Below are 23,394 nucleotides of genomic sequence, written 5' to 3'. Positions count from 1 at the left end.
TATGGAAGTGGATAATTCTATGAAGAGCAGATTATGCCGGATAGCATTACTACAACAATCGGTTGATTCAACTATCAGAAATACTATACAGCAAACCGAAAAAAATATCCGAACCGCTGCACTTAATGGTTCAGAAATTATCTGTCTTCCTGAATTGTTTTCATCAATTTACTTTCCTCAGTACATAGGATTTGACATCAGGCAATATTGTGAGAGTTTGGATGGTCCTTTTATTCGTGGTTTTCAAAGACTTGCTCTAGAACTGGGTATTGTATTAATACTCCCATTTTGTGAAATAAATAAAGAAAGAACTGTTTTTAATACTGCAGTTGTCATAGATGCAGACGGTTCACTCCTTCCTCCTTATCATAAGGTGCATATTCCACAGGATCCTTATTTTTTTGAAAAAGGATATTTTCACCCTGGGGAGAACTATCTCACTCACCAAACCCGTTATGCAAACATAACAGTTTTGATATGTTATGATCAGTGGTTTCCTGAAGCAGCACGATCAGTCGCCCTGATGGGGGCAGATATTATCTTTTATCCAACCGCGATTGGGCATATTAAAGGAGAAATTCCGGGTGAAGGATCCTGGAAAGAGGCATGGCAGATCATCCAGCGGTCACATGCTATTGCCAACAGTATTCCGGTCGCTGCTGTGAATCGGTGTGGGTGGGAGGATAATATCTTCTTTTTTGGAGGTTCTTTTGTGTGTGATGCATTTGGAAATATTTTGACCGAAGCTGCAGAAAAAGAAGAGATACTGTATGCTGACATTGATCTCGCTTATGGTTCAGATATACGCGAAGGATGGGGTTTTTTTAGAAACCGAAGGATTGACACATATAAATCTATTGTTTCAAAAGTCGATTACCAAAGTACTGGATCTTACTCTCTGACTCCTGCCAATCAGGGATATCATATGCCTGCTGAATGGGAACAGCACCAGTCAGTATGGATGGCATGGCCACATAATGATTTGACATTTCTCCATCTCGAAGAAGTAGAAGAAACCTATCTGAATATAATTATCGCACTTGTTCCCACTGAACATATTGAAATGCTTGTTCCTGATAGAGAAATGGAGGAAAAAATCATACATTTTCTTCATATGAGAGGGATAGAAAACCCGGGTATTACTTTTCATATTTCGTCATATTCTGATGTATGGATTCGTGATTATGGCCCCTCGTTTGTAATTAATCGTGCTCAAAAGAATATTTCTGCAGTCTTCTGGGATTTTAATGCATGGGGGAATAAGTATGATGAGCTCATTGACGATGGGATTATCTGTAGGAATATACTCTCTCAGCGGCAGATTCGGACATTTTTCCCCGGAATCATTCTTGAAGGAGGATCCATTGATGTAAATGGCAGGGGCTGTGTTCTCACAACAAGACAATGTCTCCTAAATCCGAACAGGAATCCATCACTTACGCAAGATGATATTGAACAATATCTAAAAGACTACTTGTGTGTTCAAAAAATAATCTGGTTAAATAATGGTATTGTCGGAGATGACACTGATGGTCACATTGATGATATTGCCCGGTTTGTTAATCCCACAACAATAGTCTGTGCTATTGAAGAAGATCCGGACGATGAAAATTATCAGATATTGCAGGAAAACTTTCAAATTTTGACAGGTGAAACAGATCAGAATAATAAACCGTTTACCATCATCACGATTCCAATGCCCCATCCGGTTCAAGATGAAAACAATCGGTATCCAGCAAGTTATCTGAATTTTTATATCGGCAATACCATTGTTTTGGTTCCGATTTTTAATGATCCCAGGGATCAAAAGGCACTTTCTATTTTGCAGTATCTGTTTCCTGAAAAAAAGGTTGTAGGGATAGATGCTCGTGCTATGGTTGAGGGTTATGGAACGATTCATTGTGCCACACAACAGCAACCAGCCATATAATCAATTCTATCATGCAAAGCTTCAATTGTTATTCGATTGGATATACCTGTGACTACCATGTCTTTATTAGCAGAATTTTTTGAATTTTTAAAAGAGTACAAAGTTGTTGCGTTAGCAGTGGCATTTATCATGGGTGTAGCAGCAACTGCTCTTGTAAAATCATTTGTTGACAATCTTATTATGCCAATAATTGGTGTCCTGACCCCTTCCGGAAATTGGAAAGAAGCAGTATTGCCAGTAGGATCAATCAATTTTGGTATCGGGCCTTTTGGTGCAGAGTGTATAAATTTTATCATTATTGCTATAGTTGTTTTCATGATCGCAAAAGTTGTGATGGGTGAAGAGAAGGTAGAAAAGAAATAACAATGAACACTCTGGATTATGTCCCTGACATCTGGTATATGATAGCGGGTCGGATAGCTCCTCCGATATGTTGTACAAATCCAACTCCATTTCATCGTGCATTTTCGATGGCTATGATTGAAGTCTCGAAAAAAGACGGAGATCTGGATCGAGCTGTCAGTCTGCTTCAGGAGATCATTGCATCAGTTCCCCCTGAGTGGATGGTTTTTGAACAGGCCGGGCAATTGCTCAATGTGATTGGATGGAGAACTCAATACCACAAAGAATGGTTTCCTCCTGATCGAAAGGTACGTTCATTTAAACCAGGGGTCTGTGGTCCTCATGTGGCTCATGCATATGCTCTTATGCAGACAGGAGCGGATGATGATGCGTTGCATCTTGTAAGTCGGATAATACATGAAGGAGTTCCGGGGTCTGATGATATTTATATGGCATCGTTAATTCGGACTGCAATATATATTTGTCAGGGCAGAATAGATATGGGAGAAGAAGAACTTCGGTTGATTCACCAAACATAAGGATCTTATACTTTTTTTAGTAATCCCACCAGTTCAATACATGGAAAAGATCCATCCATCTCATCAGGGTCATTCACGTCAGGAGATTATCGAAATTCTTGAAGGATTAGCACCTCCTGAACTTGCAGAGCCATTTGATTCAGGTAGAATTGGATTAATTGTTGAAGGAAAAAATGAAATTAATAGAATAAATACCTGCCTTGATGTTACTCCTACAGTTGTCCGGGCTGCAATTGCTCAAAATGCTGACCTTTTGGTAGCACATCATACTCCTATATGGAATCCGCTGACTCGTATCAATGGTGATAATGCCCTTTTATTATCTGAAATTTTAAGCTCTGGTCTGAATGTCTATGTGATGCATACAAATTGGGATCATGCACCTGGAGGCGTAAATGACATTCTGGCTGATATACTTGGGCTCACTGATACAACTCCAATGTCACTTGGGCTCGTTGGAACATGTTCAATAACGTTAGAAGAAATAACTCAAAAACTTCATGCTCCTTTACGCATATGGGGAAAAATTCATTCCATAAGGCGATTGGCTATTGTAGCGGGATCAGGATTTGATATAGACATCATCCATGAAGCGACACGACTTGGAGCTGATGCATTTCTTTCAGCAGAACTTCGTCATTCAGTATTTCGATCATCACCCATCCCTCTTCTGGAATCAACTCATTATGCTCTTGAATCTCCCTCAATGCGCGTTTTGGCAGAAAAATATGGATGGACCTATATTGATGATCCTCCCCAATTGCTCACACATGCATGATTACTCCTCTTGATGATTTGTATGATACCAATGTTCTCGATGAGCGGATGCGAAGACGGATAGGTGGATTTTACCGTAATCGTGGAGTAAAAGCCCTGGAAATAATTGATCATGACCGGGTTAAACGATATCGGGATTTTTTTGTGGTTGTTGGTGAAACCGGGGAATATGTGGTCGAGGGTAATTACTGTTCATGTGATGATTTTCTTCATCGGGGTGGAATGTGTGCTCATATTTTAGCCGTTCTGATTTCCCGTGCTATCGGGAGATACGAACTTATCGATCTCTGGTATTATGAAGATTTGAAAGATCAGGGAATTACACCCATATAGAATACAAGCGGATATCTAAGGCATCGCAGGCAATCCTCATGATGGAAAATGAATATCAACTTGAATATTTCAGGTCCGAAGGTCTCACTCGAAACATTTGTACTTCGTGTGGAAAGGCATTCTGGACCCGGGATCCTGATCGGACCGTGTGCGGGGATGCTCCCTGTGAACCATACCAGTTTATTGGAAATCCTATCTTCAGGCCCCATACTGTCGATGAGATGCGGGAAGCATATCTTTCATTCTTTGAAAAACAAGGACATACACGAATTGATCGGTATCCTGTAGCTGCACGATGGCGTGACGATATCTACCTTACGATAGCATCTATAGCAGATTTTCAGCCTTTTGTTACGAGTGGAGTAGTGCCACCCCCAGCAAACCCGCTCACCATCTCACAGCCCTGTATCCGACTGAATGATTTAGATTCTGTCGGGCGGTCTGGTCGTCATCTGACCTGTTTTGAAATGATGGCGCACCATGCATTCAACTCTGATGAGAAAGAGGTTTATTGGAAAGATCGGACTGTTGAACTGTGTGATCAATTGCTTACCTCCCTTGGTGCAAACAAAGAGATGGTGACCTATAAAGAGCACCCATGGATAGGTGGAGGGAATGCAGGCCCGAGTGTTGAAGTGCTTATTGGCGGCCTTGAAGTTGCTACTCTGGTGTTCATGAGTCTTGGTAAACAAAAGACAGACAAACCACCAATTGAACTTGAAGGGACGCCCTATTATCCGATGACACTTCGGATTGTAGATACCGGGTATGGGCTTGAGCGATTTGTCTGGGCATCACAGGGTTCTCCAACAATATATGATGCGGTATTTCCTGAGATGGTCAGCCATGTCATGCAGGAAGCAGGATTTGGGCATCGTCTGCATGATCCAGATTTTATCCGTATTCTTGGAGAAAATGCAAAGTTTGCAGGTCTTATGGATATATCCGGACAGCGGATTTATGAACTGCGGCAAAAAGTTGCTGATAAAATCGGAATACCTGTTGATAAACTCGAAAAGATGATAGCTCCGGTTGAGAGTGTATATGCAATCGTTGATCATACCCGCTGTCTTTCGTACATGCTTGGAGATTGTATTGTTCCATCAAATGCAAAAGACGGGTATCTGGCACGACTTGTTATTCGCCGGACATTACGGATGATGCGTGAACTTGATCTTCCTGATGACAAATTATCTGATCTCATCGAGCGGCAGATGAAGATTATTGGGCTTCCAAGGTTTGAACAGGATCTTGATGTAGTCATGGAGATCGTTGACCGTGAGGTGGATAAGTACCGGACAACAATGGATCGTGGTGCAAGAACGGTAGATCGTCTTGCCCAGACGTATAAAAAGAAATGTGAAAAGATCCCTCTTGAAGAGATTGTTACGCTCTACGATTCCCATGGAATTCCTCCAGACATGGTTCGCGATCTGGCAACAGCACAGGGTGCTGTAGTTGATCTGCCGGATGATTTTTACTCCCGGATTGCAGACATGCATTCTGAATCTGAACAGGTGCAGGAGAAAAACCCACTGTTTGATTATCTTGATCGGTTAGCCCATCTTCCTGAAACGAAAAAACTCTATTATGAACGTCCGGGATCCATGGAGTTTGAAGCACGAGTCCTTGAGATATTTGATAATGAATATGTCGTTCTTGACCAGACTCTCTTCTATCCTGAGGGTGGTGGCCAGCCAGGAGATACCGGACTGCTTTTGACACCCGATGGTCTTACCGTCAGAGTCAGTGATACATTAAAACTTGGTGAATCCATCCTTCACCGTATTTCCGGAGGTATCGTCCGAAAAGGAGATACTCTTCGTGGAATACTTGATGAAGATCGTCGGCTGTCTTTGATGAGACATCATACTGCAACACACATTCTTCTTTATGCTGCAAAAGAAGTCCTTGGGGCTCATATTCATCAGGCTGGTGCACAAAAAGGAGAATATAGTTCTCGAATTGATATCAGGCATTATAAACACATCAGTCCTGAAGAACTCAAAAAGATCGAAGTTGTGGCAAACAGGCTTGTAATGGCAAATACCGCAACGACGATTGGTTGGGAAGACCGGACAGAAGCGGAACAAAAATATGGATTCTGTCTGTACCAGGGAGGTGTCCCTCCTGGATCCCGCATCCGGGTAGTGAAAGTAGCGGGCGATATTGAAGCATGTGCAGGAACTCATTGTGCCCAAACTGGTGATGTTGGAACAATTACTATAATTCGTGTAGAACATGTTCAGGATGGTGTGGAACGTCTTGAATTTGCTGCAGGATTAGCCGCAATACAACATAAACACCACCAGGAAGATATTCTGAACAAATCAGCTGAAGCATTCTCTGTACAGGTAGATGCTCTTCCAGCAACTTCAAAACGTTTCTTTGAGGAGTGGAAAGAACAAAGAAAGGAGATTGAACGTCTTTCTGCCAGAATCAGTGAGATGGAACTAAAAAATCTGGAGACTGTTGATTACAATGGTGTATCAGTCCTTTTAAAGCGGCTTGATCTTCCAAATCCTGAACTGGTAAAAGTTGCAACAGGTATTTCAGATAAAGGTGGGATTGCGGTTCTTGTTGCTGGTGGCGAGACTGCCCGTGTAGTTGTTTCATCCGGTAACAAAAATATCAAAGCTGGTGATCTTATCGCATCGGTATGTGTAGTGCTTGGTGGAAAAGGTGGAGGAAAACCAACCCTTGCACAAGGTGGAGGTCCAGACACATCAAAGATAGATGAGGCACTTGCAACCGGTGAGAATTTCATTAAAACTGCACTCCATGTCTGATGATCAGATAAGTTCAGAACAAACCCAGAAAGTCAGGCTGCTCTCACCGGAAGATGAGCAGACCCGGCTTATCGGGAAAGCAATTGCTAGTGAAACGGCAGGAAAAATTCTATCTTCAATGTCCGGGAGGGAGGTAACCGCAATGGTACTGGCCGAGGAATTACAGATCCCGGTTTCAACGGTTATGTATCATCTTGAAAACTTAGCCTCTGCTGGTCTAATAGAAGTGAGTAAAACCCGGTATAGCGTGAAAGGCCGGGAAATGAAAGTATACCGGCTTATTGATCAGGTCCTCATAGTTTCATCCAAAAAACATGATATAAAAACAGTCCTGACCAGATGCGCAACATTACTTTCACTTCCACTGGCAGTGGCGTGTATCCTTGCATATGTGAATAATTTCAAAACCTGGGGAGTAGTTTCTTCATCAGATTCTGCAACCGGGGATGGAGTTGCTAAAATGGTGATGAATACTGGTTCATTTGCAATGGAGCAAACCATGGAAGCTGCTCCAGCACCTTTGGCTATGGGAACCCCGATTACTGAAACGTTCATTGAGCCCCTTTTTTATTTTTCAGATCTTGCTTTGGGTATACTCATAGGGGCAGTTCTGGTTGTCCTTATTGGGATTTTCATCGATTATCATCAAAAATCCTAATTGAAAAGACATATCTCTAAAAAATTTTCTGTAATTTTTTGTTCAGTCTTTTTTATTAAGAATAAATACTGCTCCGATAATCGCTGATAACAGGCTAATAAAGGGAAATGATGATTGTGTTGGAGTCGGGCTGGGAGGTGCTATTATGGTTTCTGGTGTAATGACTGGTGTAGGTGCACTGGTTGGTTCCTCTGTTGGTTCAGTTGTCAGAGCTGTTCCCTCGGATTGTGATGGATCTGATACGGTAAATGTATATTCACCGATATATCCGGATTTATCTGATATGCTTGCCTGGTACTCTCCAGAGGAAGGAACAGGTATTGTGGTTGAAAATTCTCCAGAGTTATCTGCAAATCCTTTCTTTGTAATGACCTGTTGTGGGCCATGCATAAATTCATAAGGCCCAAAGAGCCGAACAGTAAGCACCCCATCGCCAATTCCTCTCATTCTGCCAGAAATGGTTAATGCCTGTGCAATTTGTTGGCTTTGAGGAGATGTCAGTGTTATTTCATCAGATCTGTCAGTAATCTGAACAATTTTTCTTACTACTGAAGAAGATCCCAGTTGTCGTTCTACAAACAATTCATTGTCTGAAACAACATTATGAACTTCTACTTTGTATTGACCTTTTTCAAGATTGCGGGTATCAAAATCAACACGGAATACCTGTGTCTTATCTACTATTACCCGTGTTCGTGCTACTTCTCCTGCTGTATATTTTGAATAAAAGAGTACCAGATCAAAATATGAGTCCTCAGGAAAGGACGTGCTTCCGGTAACAGTTAATGGAGTTCCCTTAATCATGGTTTTCGGGGCATCAATGGTGATAATATATGCTTGTACCGGATACGCGATACAAATCAGCATCAGGAGAGTGATGGTGAAAAATAATGGGTATCGTTTCATATATAGAAATTTGATGAGCTGGTATATTGTGCTAGTGGGTGAATCTCTTATTCACAGGACATAGCATAAAAACCCGCAACTCTTCGTGCAATAGTATCACCGAGAAGTTCTGCAATTTTTTTCTCTAGTATTTCATAATATTCAGGCGAAATGCAATGGAGACTTTCTTCTCCGGACATCACAAGGTTTACCAGGTACTCAATATCATCAGCATCTAATCTGCTTATCCGGAGACGAAAATCTTCAGCATCAGATGCATAATGATTCGCAACCGGAGGGAGGATGGAACGATAAAACATTCCTGAACCTGTACAGGACTCTCCACAAAATTCAGGGGCAAGAATTTTTAAAAGTGCAATATCCCGTTCAGATAACTCTCGTGGCATATCTGTATATTTGAGTCTTTTATCCTATTATTTCTGTAAGAGAGGTAATGCATCCGGAGAACCTAAGAATACTCATGGTTGTAATTCCGTGGCAGGCCAGACTTGGGATAATTCTGGTTAGTTGTTCTGCAGTTGTGTATATGACAAAACTTACCGTTATAGATAATGTCCCAGGAACAATAGAATACATCTTCAACTCTTTTGGATTTCTTTTCATCAACGTTTTACTTGTTACACTGGTAATAAACGAATTACTTTCAAGACGCGCCAGAAATGCCAGACTTGAAAAACTCAATATTGTGATTGGTTTATTTTTTACTGAAGTTGGAAATGATCTGCTCAGGCGAATTATTCCCGCTGATGTTGATAAACACAACTTTGGGGATTCTTTTTTACTTAAGGGGAAAGAGCGACCAGATGAGCGGGTAATGCAGCGTGTTGTAGCCGAACATCATTTTAAACTCGAACCTGAGCAGCTGGATCTTCTGGAAATACATGATTTTCTTCAAAAAAAGAGAAATTTTCTGCTTCGTCTCATGGAAAATCCGGTCATGCTGGAACATCAGAGTTTTACCTTTTTATTACAGGCAGCATTTCATCTGACTGCAGAACTTGGACATCGTTCTGATCCATCTCATGTCAGTACTTCAGATCGGATTCATCTTGCAGGGGATATTGGCAGGGTTTATAAGGCACTTACATTCGAATGGGTCCATTATATGGGATATCTGAACAAAAATTACCCGTACCTGTATTCACTTGCAGTGAGGACAAATCCTTTTGATCCATCAGTTCAGGTAGAGGTTCAATGACATCAAGTGTTTTTTAAAAATTTTTAGGAGTCAGATGTATTCGGAGCAGTATATGTTCTGGTTCCAAGTTCTTTATCCAGCATATACAAAAGACCAACCCCTTTTTCTACACTAATCATCTTGAGTTGATCAAGAATAGTTCGTGCATTTTCTTCTTCTTCGACCTGTTCATTAACAAACCATTGGAGGAAATTTACCGTTGCATGGTCTTTTTCTGCAATGGAAAGATCCATCAGGCTATGAATGAGACTTGTTACTTTCAATTCATGGGATAATTGTGTTTCAAATGCATCTTTTGCATCTTTCCAGGTGCTTTGGGGTGTATCTATCTGTGTCATGATAGCACGACCACCTCTGGCGAGGAGATAATCCAATATTTTCATTGCATGATCCCGTTCCTCCATTGCCTGAATTCGTTCCCAGTTTGAAAATCCTTTCAGACCGGTTGCGTCAAACCATGACGACATTGAAAGATACAGGTATGCGGAATATAGTTCAGCGTTAATCTGTTCATTTAACGCTTTTTCGATTTTTGGGTTCATGCTACCTGTTGGGGCTACATTTACCTTTTTTCTTGGGGGCATGTGTGCAAATTGTACCTTCAAATATTTCAAGATGCGGGTGCATCGGAGTCACAGGGACAATCTACTTCCTTCTTACGTTTGACTTAAAGACTTTCCATATATATTTTAAGAGTGACGGAAGGAAAGGGATTATACTGTTCACAAAGAAAGATAACTTGTTCGGATATAACCGGACCATCTTATCCGGTACAGATAACATTCTGTGCACAGGGAGAAGTAACCATGAATCTTAAACGTCCAAATTCCAATGAGGCTGTTGGAACAGTAAATCGCTCACGCGATGTTGTTCCAATGTCCGGATTATGTTCCCGTTGTGTGGACGGGTGTAAAGGAGCCTGTGATGTATGGCTTGCATCGTTTCGGGGAAGAGAAGTTCTGTATCCCGGGCCTTTTGGTGAGGTCACTGCAGGGGCAGACAAGAATTACCCGATTGATTACTCTCATCTGAATATTCACGGCTATGCTTGCGGAGCAAATGGACTTCCGGATGGAGTGTCTGCAAATCCTGATACAGCAGTTTTTGAGGATGTCAACACAGAAACCGAGTATGGGTGGGACATCAAAGTAAAGATGCGCGTACCAATCTTCACCGGTGCTCTGGGCTCTACTGATATTGCACGAATCAACTGGGAGCACTTTGCTATCGGAGCTGCAATTTCAGGTGTTACTTTAGTTTGTGGAGAAAATGTCTGTGGTGTAGATCCTGAACTGAAACTTGGTTCAGATGGTAAGGTCGTTTCATCACCTGAAATGGATCGCAGGATCAATATTTACAAGAAATTCCACGAGGGCTTTGGAGAACTTCTCGTTCAGATGAATGTGGAAGATACCCGGCTCGGAACTGCAGAGTATGTTGCTTCCAAGCATAACCTTGAGACCATTGAACTGAAATGGGGTCAGGGTGCCAAGTGTATCGGTGGTGAAATTAAGGTAAGGAATCTTGAAAGAGCTCAGGAACTTAAAAAACGTGGATATATCGTTCTTCCAGATCCAACCCGGGCTGATAATATTGCAGCATTCAAGGATGGAGCTATCAAGGAATTTGAGCGTCATTCACGTCTTGGTTTTGTCTCTAAGGAAGGATTCCTTGAGGAAGTAGACCGACTCCGGGGTATCGGATTTAAACGGGTAACCCTGAAGACCGGAGCATATTCCATGAAGGAACTTGCAATGGCAATCCGGTGGTCATCAGAAGCCAAGATTGATCTTCTGACTATCGATGGTGCTCCGGGAGGAACCGGAATGAGCCCATGGCCAATGATGAACGAGTGGGGTATTCCAACCTTCTATATCCAGTCACTTGCATACCAGATGGCAGAGGCATTAAAGAAAAAAGGAATGCGTGTACCTGATCTTGCAATCGCCGGAGGATTTGCAGATGAAGCAAATGCATTCAAGGCAATCGCCATGGGTGCTCCATACTTCAAGGCTGTCTGTATGGGTCGTGCTCTCATGATTCCGGGAATGGTAGGCAAGAACATTGAGAAATGGATCAAGAATGGTGAACTTCCAAAAACCGTTTCCAAATATGGATCCAGCATCCCTGAGCTCTTTGTCACCTATGAAACCCTGAAAGAAAAATACGGAAACCGTATGAGCGAAATTCCGGCAGGTGCACTTGGTATTTACACCTATGCCCAGAAATTCAGAACCGGAATGCAGCAGATCATGGCAGGAAGCAGAAACTTCTCCCTGAAATCAGTTTCCAGAAATGATCTCATGTCCCTTACCCCAGAAGCATCAGAAGTATCTGGTATTCCATATGTCATGGAAGCATACCGGGACCAGGCCTGGGATATACTTCTCGAATAAAATAGAGAATTTTAACAATCCTTTTTTTTTAAATTTTATGATCCGGGTGGCTGCTTTACCGGAGCAGAAAAACAATACCTGGATAATGCCTCAATTAATTTTATTGTTACATGTGATCCGAGTTCAGGTTCGAGGGATTCAAGCCAGACATAAAATCCCACTTTTGGTGGAGTTTTTCGCTCATATTTGAATGTTCCCTGACCATCATAGACCATTTTATAATATTCCTTTTTTTGACGTGGCTTCAGGTAGATAAGCGGACTGTAATCAGGAATATCGGCGGCGAGGATTATTTTTGAGAAGTTGGCCTGCAATTCTTCAGCATCATATTCCTTATCTTTATAGACAAAACGGTAATGTTCACAGAGTCGCTTTATCGTTGATGGGAAAAGACGACCAAACAGGATCTTTTTTACAAGTGTGTGCGTTCGATACGGTGAAGGGAGATCAATAGCACCCTCATCAACCAGGTGAGTGAATACCCACTCCCGTTCCATATCATGGAACTGCTTGTAAGGAAAGGGAGCTGATGTGATAAGTTCGGTTGAGAGACATGTCTTTCCAGGTGGATAAATGGGTTTCTGAGCTTGCTTGCTCCAACTACCCGAAATATGTTTCCTGAAATTGTCACATGATCGGGTACACAATGAAATATGTTCTTCTGATCCGAGTACTTTTCTTCCGCCTTTGTAATTTGTAAGTGGGAAGGATGTGACCAGGATAAAAGTAACTGCTTTCTGATTGAACAGATATCTGATAACCTGTTTTTTATAATATATTTCCTGGAGAAAATCTTTCAGATCTGACGGAGATGTAACTACTTCAACAAATATTACTGATCCATCAGGTTTCGTCATCAAAAGATCAAATTCAGCAAGATCCTGACCATTTCCCCTGATGGTAATATCGCCGTTTCTTGAGTAATAAAAACCATTTTGACCGAGTGCTGGGAAAGGGTTTTTTCCCCTCACATCAGCACCTTTCAGGACAACTGTCTTTATCGCATCGGTCTTACCAGCAATATCAAGAAAGAGTTCATAGGCGATCATCTCAAACCATCGCCCTTCTGCAGACCGCATGTAAGAAATCTCATCAGAGAAGAGATTTTTCTTTTCAACCTTTGAGAGATGCCTTAAGGCCCGCTGAGCATGCTCTTTTCGGGGCTGACAAAGTTTTTGGTGAGATTCTATCCATTCGGCGAGATTGTCCATTATGTAATGACACTTTCCTCCATATTCCGCTGGGTATGGTATTGTACAAAAATCATCCTGATTATTTATCTCCAGAACTGGAGAAGGACAATTCCTTTAAAACTAGACCATGAAGACTGATATATGTTATTCCCGCGCAGGTATTGATTTTTAATATCGTGGGTTATGAGTGAAGATATTATGATCCCTTATGTAATCCAACTCAAAGAGTGACAAAAGTAGTGGATACATTTATATCTAAAAACATCATTCTAATAGTGCTGCAAAGCAGTGACTAACAGGGTTCGTAGCTCAGTTAGGCAGAGCGCCTGGCTTTTAACCAGGTGGTCGGGGGTTCAAATCCCCTCGAGCCCGCTCCACGACAGTTGTGGTCTTTTGTGCAGACTTTTTACCGAAACGCGTTTCCAGGGGGTATGGCGTGACCGCCGAGCTGAACGTACTGAAACATGAGATGGTACCAGAACATAGTATCATGAGCGAAGAAGACGTAAAAACTCTTTTTGCTCGATACCAGATCGGACCTGAGCAATTGCCGAAGATTTATCATGATGATCCGGCAGTTTTAGCGATAGGGGCAAGAATTAGCGACGTTATCAAAATCGTCCGAAAAAGTATGACCGCCGGCCGTGCTGAAGCATACCGACTGGTTGTAAGGCGACCGAAAAAATAACCTTCCGGGGCTGATCTGTTGATAGACCTTAGTATACTTTCCCAGGCTTACTTTTCCCGTGAACATGTTGCCCGACATCAGTTAGACTCTTACAACCATTTTCTTATCAATAATCTTCAGAAGGTTGTTGATGAACAGCGTGTAATTGAAACTGATATCGAAACACGAGGAAAAGGGAACGAACCGGTCTCTGTAGAACTTGGAGACCTGAAAATTTTAAAACCACTTGTCCGTGAAGCAGATGGATCTCAGTCTGAATTGTATCCTGGTGAAGCACGGCTTCGTAACATCACCTATGCAGCTCCGATTCAGTTAGATCTGACTCTTGTTCAGGGAGGAGTCAGACATGAACCGGTTACTGCAACAATTGGTCAACTTCCAATTATGGTGGGTTCTGTTGCGTGTAACCTGTATGGGATGACTGATGAGGAGCGGACATCACACGGAGAAGACCCACTTGATCCAGGTGGCTATTTTATCGTAAATGGGACTGAGCGTGTCCTTATGACGCTCGAGGATCTTGCTTCAAACAAGATCATGACAGAATACACCGAGCGGTACAATGAACGTATCTATGTAGCGAAGGTGTTTTCACAGTTCCGTGGTTATCGAGCACTTGTAGTAGTTGAGCGGAACAGAAAAAATCTGCTTGAAGTAACCTTCCCGTCTGTTGCAGGTCATCTCCGTTTCGTTGATATGATGCGGGCACTTGGTATGACCAGTGATGCTGATGTTGTCCGTGCTGTCTCAACTGATGAGGAAATACTCACCTTCATGATGCAGAATCTTGAGGAGAGTGAATGTGAAACTGTTGAGTGTGGAGTCATGTATGTCGGAAAAAAACTGGCTCCAAATCAGACTCGTGACTATCAACGAAAACGTGCTGAATTTGTACTGGACAATTATCTGCTTCCCCATCTGAATTACCTGATGCCTCGGACTGTAAATGAGGAGGATGAAGAATGTATGAGAATTGTGCATTCTGTCCGGCTTGCAAAAGCACATTTCCTGGGCCGTATGGCAGAAGCATGTTTTGATCTGGTTCTGAATCGCCGGCGTATTGATGATAAGGATCATTACGCTAATAAGCGACTCAAACTGGCAGGTGATCTGATGGAAGATCTGTTCCGTATTTCTCTGAACCGGTTGACCCGTGATGTCAAGTATCAGCTTGAACGTGCAAGTATGAGACATCGTGATCTTTCCATTGCGACAGCAGTACGTGCAGACGTATTAACCGAACGTCTCCTCCATCCACTTGCAACAGGGAACTGGGTTGGTGGAAGAACTGGTGTATCACAACTTTTGGATCGTGTGGATCACATGAGTGTTCTCTCTCATTTACGAAGAGTAATATCTCCTCTTTCCAGATCCCAGCCTCACTTCGAAGCTCGTGATCTGCATCCGACCCAATGGGGGCGTATCTGTCCGAGTGAAACTCCTGAAGGACCAAATTGTGGTCTGGTGAAAAACTTTGCACAGATGGTTGAGATAAGCAAAGGTGTTCATTCTGATGAGGAAATTGTTCGCATGCTCTATGGAATGGGAGTAGAGAGAATCGGAGTTGAGATCTGATGATTACAACTCAGTCACGGGTATTTGTTGATGGAGCATTAATCGGACTTGTAGATGATCCAAAAGAACTGGTTGCAAAAATCCGGTCCATGCGTCGCCAGGGTGTCATTTCAACCGAGGTGAACTGCTCATACAAGGAATTTAATGGGGATATTATCATCCATACCGATCGTGGTCGGGCACGCAGACCTTTGATTGTGCTTGAAAATGGGATCCCTACCGTTCCTGATGAAGAAGTTCAAAAACTTAAAAATAAAGAGATCGTATTTACCGATCTCATAAAAAAAGGTTATATTGAACTCATCGATGCAGAAGAGGAAGAAGATCTTCGGATTGCAATAAAGCCTGAAGATATTACTCCGAACCACACTCATCTTGAAGTTGATCCCTCGCTTATCCTGGGAATCGGTGCAGCTCATGTTCCATTCCCTGAACATAATGCATCTCCCCGTGTTACAATGGGGGCAGGAATGGTCAAGCAGGCACTTGGATTTGGCTGTGCAAATATGAAACTCCGGCCAGACACTCGTGGTCACCTGCTCCATTATGTACAAAAGCCTCTGGTATATACGCAGACTTCTGATGTGATTGGTTCAGATGACCGGGCTGCAGGACAGAACTTTGTTGTCGCTATCCTCTCCTACGAAGGATATAATATTGAAGATGCACTTATTTTCAACAAAGCGTCCATAGACAGAGGTCTTGGCCGTTCACACTTTTTCAGAACATACGAAGGCGAGGAACGCCGATATCCGGGAGGTCAGATTGACAGGATTGAGGTTCCTGATGAGGAAGTGACGGGAGCTCATGGTTCAGATTATTATTCAAATCTGGATGATGATGGTATCATCAACCCTGAGACAGTTGTCAAAGAAAAAGATGTAATCATCGGAAAGACTTCACCACCTCGTTTCCTCGAAGAACCAACATCAGAACTAATAACTGTGGAAAAACGCCGTGATACATCCGTTACAATGCGGTCAAATGAACATGGTATTGTTGACACCGTTATCCTGACTGAAGGAGAGAACAACTCAAAACTTGTGAAGGTCCGAACCCGTGATCTTCGAGTTCCAGAAGTTGGTGACAAGTTTGCATCCCGGCATGGGCAGAAAGGAGTGGTTGGATTAATTACTCCATCTGTTGATATGCCCTTTACTGCCGGAGGTATGGTCCCGGATCTTGTAATTAACCCACATGCAATCCCGTCTCGTATGACCATCGGTCATATGCTTGAGATGCTTGGAGGGAAAGTAGGATCCTTAGAAGGTCGTCGTATCTCCAGCACTGCTTTTTCGGGAGAACGTGAAGAGAATCTTCGTGCATCACTGAAAAAGTTTGGATTCTCTCATACTGGCAGAGAAGCAATGTGGGATGGCATCACCGGAAGACGGTTCTTTGCTGATATCTACGTTGGCGTTATTTACTATCAGAAACTTTACCACATGGTCTCATCCAAGATGCATGCCCGTTCCAGAGGTCCGGTTCAGGTGCTTACCCGTCAGCCAACAGAAGGTCGTGCCCGTGAAGGAGGTCTGCGTTTCGGAGAAATGGAACGTGATGTCATGATTGGTCATGGTGCTGCCATGGCTCTCAAAGAGCGTCTGCTAGAAGAATCCGATAAGGTCACCGAATTCGTGTGTGCACGGTGTGGTATGGTAGCTATGCTTGATCGGAAGCAGAATATCACCCGTTGTCTGAATTGTGGCAGTGAAACAGACATTTACCCCGTTGAGATGTCATATGCATTTAAACTGCTCCTCGATGAGATGAAGAGTATGACTATCGCTCCCCGTCTCAATCTTGAGGATGTTGTATAAGGAGGAGAGAAACAATGCCAAGTCCTAAACGGATCGGGAAGATTGAGTTTGGTCTCCTCTCCCCGAAAGAAATCAGACAGATGAGTGTCAGGAAGATCATCTGGGCTGATACCTATGATGATGATGGGTTCCCTTATCCCCAGGGTCTCATGGATCTACATCTTGGTGTGATTGATCCTGGTCTCCGGTGCAAAACCTGCAGTCAAAAAGCAGGAGAGTGTCCAGGACATTTTGGTCACATTGAACTTGCAAAGCCTGTCATTCATGTAGGATATACGAGACTAATCAGAAAACTGCTCCGTGTTACTTGTCGTGAGTGTGGACGTCTTCTCCTGTCTGATGAAGAGATTGAAAAGATCATCGGACCTGAAGAAGAGATGGGTACTGACTCTGTCAGTGAAAAGGATGTTAAAAAGGAGCGTATATGTCCTCATTGTGGTGAGCAGCAGCTCAAGATTAACTTCGAAAAACCCACCACTTTTGCAGAAATTACTACTGACGACCGGGGAAAGAAGGTAGAGAACAAACTTACCCCGGCTGATATCCGGGCTCGTCTTGAGAAGATTCCTGATGATGATCTGCAGAAACTTGGTATCATCGGGAGTGTTGCCCGTCCTGAATGGACTATTATGACTGTGCTTCCGGTCCCTCCGGTCACCATGCGCCCATCCATTATCCTTGAGAATGGTCAGCGTTCCGAGGACGATTTGACTCATAAGCTCGTCGATATCATCAGGATTAATCAACGGTTCAAAGAAAACCAGGATGCAGGAGCACCTCAGCTGATTATCGAAGATCTTTGGGAACTTCTACAGTACCATGTGACCACCTATATAGATAACGAGGTCGCTGGTTGTCCGCCTGCACGTCACCGGTCTGGTCGTCCACTCAAGACTCTTTCCCAGCGTCTGAAAGGAAAAGACGGGCGTTTCAGAGGAAGTTTGTCTGGTAAGCGTGTGAACTTCTCATCCCGTACTGTCATCTCTCCGGATCCAAACCTCTCGGTCAATGAAGTAGGTATCCCACAGAAGATTGCAAATGAGATGACCATCCCTGTGCAGGTTACGGTCTTTAATATTGATGAACTCCGTCGGATCGTCAGGGTTGGGCCGGAACGTCCTAACCTTAAGGCGCCGTGTGGAGCAAATTACGTCATCAGACCTGATAAGCGTCGTATTCGTCTGGTGAAAGGTACCGGAACTGATGACGGAAACCTTGACTTTGTAGCTGACCAGATAGAAGTCGGATGGATTGTTGAGCGTCATCTCCGTGATGGAGATATTGTGCTCTTTAACCGACAGCCATCTCTTCACCGCATGTCAATCATGGCCCATTGGGTCAGACTCATGGATGGCAAGACATTCCGTCTGAATCCGGCAGTTTGTCCACCATATAACGCGGATTTTGATGGTGATGAAATGAACCTGCATATTCCGCAGACTGAGGAGGCCAGGGTTGAAGCGGCCATGCTTGCTGCGGTGCAGGAGAATATTCTTTCACCCCGCTTTGGTGGACCGATTATCGGGGGTATCCACGACCACATTTCTGGTATTTTCCTTCTGACACACACGCTCCGGTGGTTTACCAAGGAAGAAACCATTGATCTCCTGAAAAATAATAAAATTGATCGGTTGGGAGAACCAGGAAGAGTGGAGAACGGGATTTCATACTGGTCCAATAAACAGATCTTCTCCAAAATTCTCCCTGATGATCTGAACATGGTCTTCCGTGCATCATCCTGTAAAGGGTGTGACGAATGTCAGCGTATTGATTGTGAGCGTGATGCATATGTCCAGATCATTGATGGTGAGTTAACATCCGGAGTTATTGATAAGAAAGCAGTCGGTGCGTTCGATGGAGCCATCCTTCACCGTATTATCCGTCAGTATGGATATGCCCGAGCAGCACGGTTTATTGATGACATGACCCGGCTGTCTATCCGTGCAATTATGCATGACGGATTTACCTTTGCGATTGATGATGAAGATCTGTCAAAAAGCGATTACGGTCAGATACGGGAGGTTCTTGAACGTGCTGCTCAGGACGTTGAGCGTCGTATTCAGATCTTTGAGGACGGTCAGCTAGAGCCCATGCCTGGCCGTACTCCGGAAGAAACCCTTGAGATGCAGATCATGCAGGTGCTCGGCAAAGCTCGTGATAACACGGGAGAGATTGCAGGCCGACATCTTGGTCTGTCCAACTCTGCGGTTGTCATGGCTGTCTCTGGTGCCAGAGGTTCTATGCTGAACCTGACACAGATGGCCGGTTGTGTTGGTCAGCAGGCAGTTCGTGGTGAGCGTATCATGAGAGGATACGAAGACCGGACTCTCCCTCACTTTAAGAAAGATGATCGGGGGGCAATGGCTCACGGATTTGTTATGAACAGTTACAAGTCCGGCCTGAACCCGACAGAGTTCTTCTTCCATGCAATCGGAGGTCGTGAAGGTCTTGTGGATACTGCAGTCAGAACATCACAGTCTGGTTATCTCCAGCGCCGGATGATAAATGCATTGCAGGATCTGAAAGTCGCATATGATATGACTGTCAGAACCACCGGAGGAAGAATTATCCAGTTCGAATATGGTGAAGACTCAACTGATCCAATGAAGAGTTCATTTGGTGAACCGGTGGATGTTGAAGGAATTGTGAGTAACATCCTCAAGGAGGAGATTTAATGGAAGAGCTGAATATCCCCTCCGAAGCAGCAGCAGCGGTACTCCGCTATTTTGATGAACATAAAGTAAAAAAGAAATTTCCGGATGATGTTCCAGAACACATTCGTGAAGTTCTCATCGAGATGGTAGAGTACCGGATGAAGGAAGAGGATGAGGAGGCGGAAGATACCATCGATGACCAGATGTTCATCGCAAAGATGGAAGATCTCATCCATGCAGAAAAATTCTATGAATGGCTGATGGATAGTTTTACTCCTCTTGTTACCTCATCTGATGATGAAGAGGAGGTTGTTCTTCCCCAGACCATTATCACTCCGACAGCTCGTCCACGGCTCACCACCCTTGATAAAAAAGCCATGGAAGTCAGGGAACACTTCTCTGATTACCAGATGACGATAGAGAAGATCGGATCTATCCCTGAGCGGATCGAGAAGATACTCAAGGATCGGATTAAGGATATCAAGCGGGATGAGAATCCGAATTTCAGATTGACCCAAAAACAATATACAGTCTTTTTGACTGATCTTCTTAAAAAGGGAGATTTTGAAGACTGGATTATGGAGACGTTCCCGCTTCCGGCTGATATGGAGCAGGAAGTCTTTACAGTCAGGAAGGTTGTTCCTGAAGAAGAGATCAAGATCCCTGACTGGGTCGACGCTACAGCCTTTGAGAGATTGAACCGGTTTGAGCAAGATAAATTCCGAGCATTACTCCGGGATCATCTCACTTCTCTCAATGAACTTATAGAGCATCCACAGGTAACCCAGCGGATGTCAAAACGGTTTTTTGAGTTGATTGCAATCGGCCTCCCGCACCGGACCAACACGACCCTTGCCAAGATCATTATCGCCAGAGAGATAGATGGTCTGAATGAACCAGCTCGGATTGTTACCGATGAGCATTACTCCAAAATCCTGGCCCAGATGGTTAAGGAGTATAAGCATACCCGAATTGAGCCTTGTGAAGCGGTTGGTGTTGTTGCAGCCCAGTCGATTGGTGAGCCAGGCACCCAGATGACGATGCGTACCTTCCACTACGCGGGTGTCGCTGAAATTAACGTTACTTTAGGACTTCCCCGTCTGATTGAGATCATGGATGCGAGGAAAGAACCCTCCACACCAACCATGACTATTTACCTCCGTGAGGGGTATTCAACCGACCGTGACAAAGCAAGGCAGGTATCCTGGCAGATTGAGGCGGCCCCGCTTCAGGAGTTTGGAGACATTACTACTGATATGGCAAATATGCAGATCGTAGTTCATGTCAACAAGGCGGTCTGTGAGAAACGGAAGATCTCTGTCCGGGAGATCCTGGAGATTGGACCTAAGAAGATCAAGGAACGAAGGCACTATCGTGACTTTGACTTTGAGACCAATGAATCTGAAGGTCTCCTCATATTCCTTCCAAAGGACCGGGGGAGTTATCAGAACCTGTTTCAGTTGAAAGAACATGTGAGAAATGTCATTGTCCAGGGTATTGATGACATCGAGCGTGTGGTGGTCAGAAAAGAGTCTGGTGAATATATCCTCTACACTGAAGGTTCCAACCTGAAAGATGTGTTTGCGATCCGGGGTGTTGATACAACCAGGACCAGGACCAACAACATTAATGAGATCTCACAAGTTCTGGGAGTTGAAGCAGCCAGAAACGCCATCATCAATGAAGCACTTGCAACCCTTGGTGAACAGGGTATCATGGTTGATGTGCGCCACATCATGCTGGTTGCAGATATGATGTGCATGGAAGGTGAAGTAAAGCAGATCGGACGTCACGGTATCGCCGGAGAGAAGGAATCAGTTCTTTCCCGTGCCGCGTTTGAAGTGACCGTGAACCATCTCCTGGATGCAGCAGTAGCTCATGAGGCTGATATCCTCTGTGGTGTGACTGAAAATGTTATTGTTGGTCAACCCATCCAGCTCGGAACAGGGGATGTTAAATTAGTAGTAAAGCAGAAAGTATAGGGGTATCTGATATGGATTTCAATACATCGCTCAGGCGTGCAATTAAGACGGGGAAAGTAATCCTCGGTCAGAATGAAACAAAGGACAGCATTGAGAAGGGATCTGCAAAACTTGTAGTAGTTGCGGCAAACTGCCCTGCTGATTTTGCTGGCTATCTTACAGGAAAAGACGGAGTAAAGACTTATACCTATGAAGGATCTGGCGTCCAGCTTGGTCGTGCCTGTGGTAAACCCTTCATGGTGAGCGCACTCTCAATTGAAGAGTCCGGTGACTCCGACATTCTTACCCTTTCCCGGTAACGAGGCTGCATGGGAGTAGTCCTGAATGAAGAAACAATCGCACTTATCGCCCAGTTTGAAAAAATCACCGGGGCAGGAAGTCGCGATGTTATTGATGACGGTGAAGATGATCGTCTCATTTTCATAGTAAATCCCGGTGATATGGGATATGCGATTGGGAAAAAAGGCGTCAATATTAAAAAGGCATCAGAATCCTTCGGTAAAAGGATAGAGGCAGTGGAGTATTCTGACGATCCAGCCCAGTTCATCAGGAACTGCTTTCATCCGGCTCAAGTGAAAGAGGTACAGTTTTCAGATTATCATGGGGATCAGATTGCTCATGTTGTTATCCGGGATGAAGATCGGGGACGGGCTATCGGGAAATCAGGAAAAAACCTGGTCCGAACAAAAATGCTCGCTCTCCGTGAACACGATATTCAGAATATCATCATTGAATAACCGGATTACCTGGGAATCATCCCACATTTTTCTTTCAAAATCTTGAAATAGGTAGCAGTAGGATTCTCTCATATGGCTCTTCATATGAGAACATTGAAATGGGTCCTCTGCGGAGCACTTCTGGTTACAATAATCACTGGCTTTTCGTCAGGAACATCTGAAACCGGGGTTTTTCCCATACCTGTTGAGACTGTTAAACCCCCCGCTAACCTGACAGTATCTGTTCAACTCAATCAGGAAGGGATGTATACAACAGCAATTTTTAGAGGGGGTCATGGACAAAGTCTGCTAAAGGAGATTCAGGTCGATGTAATCCATCCTGATGGTTCGAAGGACTCAGGAGCCATTGGAAATGATGTTGGAGATTTTGTTACCTTGAGAGGATCAGGGTGTGGTGATCAGGTAATTGGAACTGCTTATTTTAAAAATGGAATGAGTTACGTTGTTCTAAATGAAAAAATGCAATACATCCGGGGCATATGTCCAGCAGACTATTCAGAAACAATAGATCCGTGCGCTGAGATAGCAGCCTCTCCTGCATTAAAACCAGACCCAGTACAGGAAATTCCGTTTAACAAGTCTGTTATCATTCAGGTAAACCCTGATATCAGTACTATTGAGGTCCAGTTCCGAGGAGGATTTGGTCAAAACATGATCAAGACTTTACAGGTTACCCGGACAGGTCCGGATGGATCAAAAGAGACAATGGATCTTGGTCACAGTATTGGTGATGAGATAAATTTCAAAGCTACAAACAATTGTATGGATCGGGTATATGCTGATGTCTCATTCATAGATGGCACTATGTATCATTTCTATGATGAGGTAATTCACATAAGCAGGATGATATAATCCTGAACTTTTTTTTAAAAAAATT

Annotated in this window: 21 protein-coding genes and 1 tRNA gene; 18 read left to right on the top strand and 4 right to left on the bottom strand. The window is 43.6% G+C overall.

The annotated features are described in order from the left end of the window. Nucleotides 1-19 precede the first annotated feature (19 nt). Genes KSK55_RS06335 through KSK55_RS06305 form a run of 7 tightly spaced genes read left to right on the top strand, consistent with a single transcriptional unit; the run spans nt 20 to nt 7,368 of the window. Nucleotides 20-1,930, top strand: coding sequence for an agmatine deiminase family protein (locus KSK55_RS06335; protein WP_218608601.1), 1,911 nt, complete (start codon nt 20-22; stop codon nt 1,928-1,930). Nucleotides 1,931-1,987: 57 nt separating this feature from the next. Next, nucleotides 1,988-2,293, top strand: a complete 306-nt coding sequence (locus KSK55_RS06330; RefSeq protein ID WP_218608600.1) for an MscL family protein — start codon at nt 1,988-1,990, stop codon at nt 2,291-2,293. A 2-nt stretch (nt 2,294-2,295) separates the two neighbouring features. Further along, complete coding sequence (locus KSK55_RS06325) at nt 2,296-2,811, top strand: hypothetical protein (protein ID WP_218608599.1); 516 nt, start codon at nt 2,296-2,298, stop codon at nt 2,809-2,811. Nucleotides 2,812-2,851: 40 nt separating this feature from the next. Beyond that, the gene (locus KSK55_RS06320) at nt 2,852-3,589 is read left to right on the top strand and encodes a Nif3-like dinuclear metal center hexameric protein (protein ID WP_218608598.1); all 738 of its coding nucleotides are present in this window, start codon (nt 2,852-2,854) and stop codon (nt 3,587-3,589) included. Beyond that, complete coding sequence (locus tag KSK55_RS06315) at nt 3,586-3,921, top strand: SWIM zinc finger family protein (RefSeq protein ID WP_214420536.1); 336 nt, start codon at nt 3,586-3,588, stop codon at nt 3,919-3,921. Before KSK55_RS06320 ends, KSK55_RS06315 begins: the two co-directional genes overlap by 4 nt. A 38-nt stretch (nt 3,922-3,959) precedes the next feature. Beyond that, nucleotides 3,960-6,710, top strand: a complete 2,751-nt coding sequence (gene alaS, locus KSK55_RS06310) for an alanine--tRNA ligase (protein WP_218608597.1) — start codon at nt 3,960-3,962, stop codon at nt 6,708-6,710. Next, nucleotides 6,703-7,368, top strand: a complete 666-nt coding sequence (locus tag KSK55_RS06305) for an ArsR/SmtB family transcription factor (protein ID WP_218608596.1) — start codon at nt 6,703-6,705, stop codon at nt 7,366-7,368. Before alaS ends, KSK55_RS06305 begins: the two co-directional genes overlap by 8 nt. A 42-nt stretch (nt 7,369-7,410) precedes the next feature. On the opposite strand, the gene KSK55_RS06300 is transcribed toward KSK55_RS06305, so the two are convergent. Both KSK55_RS06300 and KSK55_RS06295 read right to left on the bottom strand, forming a co-directional pair. After that, on the bottom strand, nt 7,411-8,274 hold the full coding sequence (locus tag KSK55_RS06300) for a hypothetical protein (protein WP_218608595.1): 864 nt from the start codon (nt 8,272-8,274) through the stop codon (nt 7,411-7,413). Nucleotides 8,275-8,321: 47 nt separating this feature from the next. Then, nucleotides 8,322-8,660 (bottom strand): hypothetical protein, encoded by a 339-nt coding sequence (locus tag KSK55_RS06295; RefSeq protein WP_214420540.1) that lies wholly within the window; start codon nt 8,658-8,660, stop codon nt 8,322-8,324. A 74-nt stretch (nt 8,661-8,734) separates the two neighbouring features. Between KSK55_RS06295 and KSK55_RS06290 the strand changes: the two genes are divergently transcribed. Further along, the gene (locus KSK55_RS06290; RefSeq protein WP_218608594.1) at nt 8,735-9,472 is read left to right on the top strand and encodes a hypothetical protein; all 738 of its coding nucleotides are present in this window, start codon (nt 8,735-8,737) and stop codon (nt 9,470-9,472) included. Nucleotides 9,473-9,495: 23 nt separating this feature from the next. On the opposite strand, the gene KSK55_RS06285 is transcribed toward KSK55_RS06290, so the two are convergent. Continuing rightward, the gene (locus KSK55_RS06285) at nt 9,496-10,014 is read right to left on the bottom strand and encodes a ferritin (RefSeq protein WP_250545234.1); all 519 of its coding nucleotides are present in this window, start codon (nt 10,012-10,014) and stop codon (nt 9,496-9,498) included. A gap of 264 nt (nt 10,015-10,278) precedes the next feature. Between KSK55_RS06285 and KSK55_RS06280 the strand changes: the two genes are divergently transcribed. After that, nucleotides 10,279-11,868, top strand: a complete 1,590-nt coding sequence (locus tag KSK55_RS06280; RefSeq protein ID WP_214420543.1) for an FMN-binding glutamate synthase family protein — start codon at nt 10,279-10,281, stop codon at nt 11,866-11,868. 35 nt (nt 11,869-11,903) lie between these two features. On the opposite strand, the gene KSK55_RS06275 is transcribed toward KSK55_RS06280, so the two are convergent. Then, nucleotides 11,904-13,079 (bottom strand): hypothetical protein, encoded by a 1,176-nt coding sequence (locus KSK55_RS06275; RefSeq protein WP_218608593.1) that lies wholly within the window; start codon nt 13,077-13,079, stop codon nt 11,904-11,906. A 280-nt stretch (nt 13,080-13,359) separates the two neighbouring features. On the opposite strand from KSK55_RS06275, the gene KSK55_RS06270 reads away from it, so the two are divergent. From KSK55_RS06270 to KSK55_RS06230, 9 genes are all read left to right on the top strand, one after another. Further along, nucleotides 13,360-13,433 (top strand) — tRNA-Lys (locus KSK55_RS06270). A 64-nt stretch (nt 13,434-13,497) separates the two neighbouring features. Then, nucleotides 13,498-13,749 carry a DNA-directed RNA polymerase subunit H gene (locus KSK55_RS06265; RefSeq protein WP_214420545.1) on the top strand — a complete coding sequence of 84 codons (252 nt, stop codon included), beginning with the start codon at nt 13,498-13,500 and terminating at the stop codon, nt 13,747-13,749. 18 nt (nt 13,750-13,767) lie between these two features. Then, entirely contained in the window at nt 13,768-15,324 is a 1,557-nt protein-coding gene (locus tag KSK55_RS06260) for a DNA-directed RNA polymerase subunit B'' (protein WP_214420546.1), read from the top strand. Continuing rightward, nucleotides 15,324-17,144, top strand: a complete 1,821-nt coding sequence (rpoB, locus tag KSK55_RS06255; RefSeq protein WP_214420547.1) for a DNA-directed RNA polymerase subunit B — start codon at nt 15,324-15,326, stop codon at nt 17,142-17,144. The genes KSK55_RS06260 and rpoB overlap by 1 nt, the downstream gene beginning before the upstream one ends. 14 nt (nt 17,145-17,158) lie before the next feature. Continuing rightward, entirely contained in the window at nt 17,159-19,819 is a 2,661-nt protein-coding gene (locus KSK55_RS06250; RefSeq protein ID WP_214420548.1) for a DNA-directed RNA polymerase subunit A', read from the top strand. Next, nucleotides 19,819-21,780, top strand: coding sequence for a DNA-directed RNA polymerase subunit A'' (gene rpoA2, locus KSK55_RS16710; protein WP_372238735.1), 1,962 nt, complete (start codon nt 19,819-19,821; stop codon nt 21,778-21,780). Before KSK55_RS06250 ends, rpoA2 begins: the two co-directional genes overlap by 1 nt. A gap of 11 nt (nt 21,781-21,791) precedes the next feature. Beyond that, the gene (locus KSK55_RS06240; protein WP_218608592.1) at nt 21,792-22,079 is read left to right on the top strand and encodes a 50S ribosomal protein L30e; all 288 of its coding nucleotides are present in this window, start codon (nt 21,792-21,794) and stop codon (nt 22,077-22,079) included. 9 nt (nt 22,080-22,088) lie between these two features. Continuing rightward, a complete protein-coding gene (locus tag KSK55_RS06235) occupies nt 22,089-22,517 on the top strand; it encodes a NusA-like transcription termination signal-binding factor (protein ID WP_214420550.1) in 429 nt (142 codons plus the stop codon). A 72-nt stretch (nt 22,518-22,589) separates the two neighbouring features. Next, on the top strand, nt 22,590-23,369 hold the full coding sequence (locus KSK55_RS06230; protein WP_218608591.1) for a hypothetical protein: 780 nt from the start codon (nt 22,590-22,592) through the stop codon (nt 23,367-23,369). Nucleotides 23,370-23,394 lie beyond the last annotated feature (25 nt).

The organism is Methanospirillum hungatei (genome assembly GCF_019263745.1).
Classification (GTDB): Archaea; Halobacteriota; Methanomicrobia; order Methanomicrobiales; family Methanospirillaceae; genus Methanospirillum; species Methanospirillum purgamenti.
Note: the sequence above shows the minus strand (reverse complement) of the source record. Positions and strands in the feature narration are given on the sequence as shown.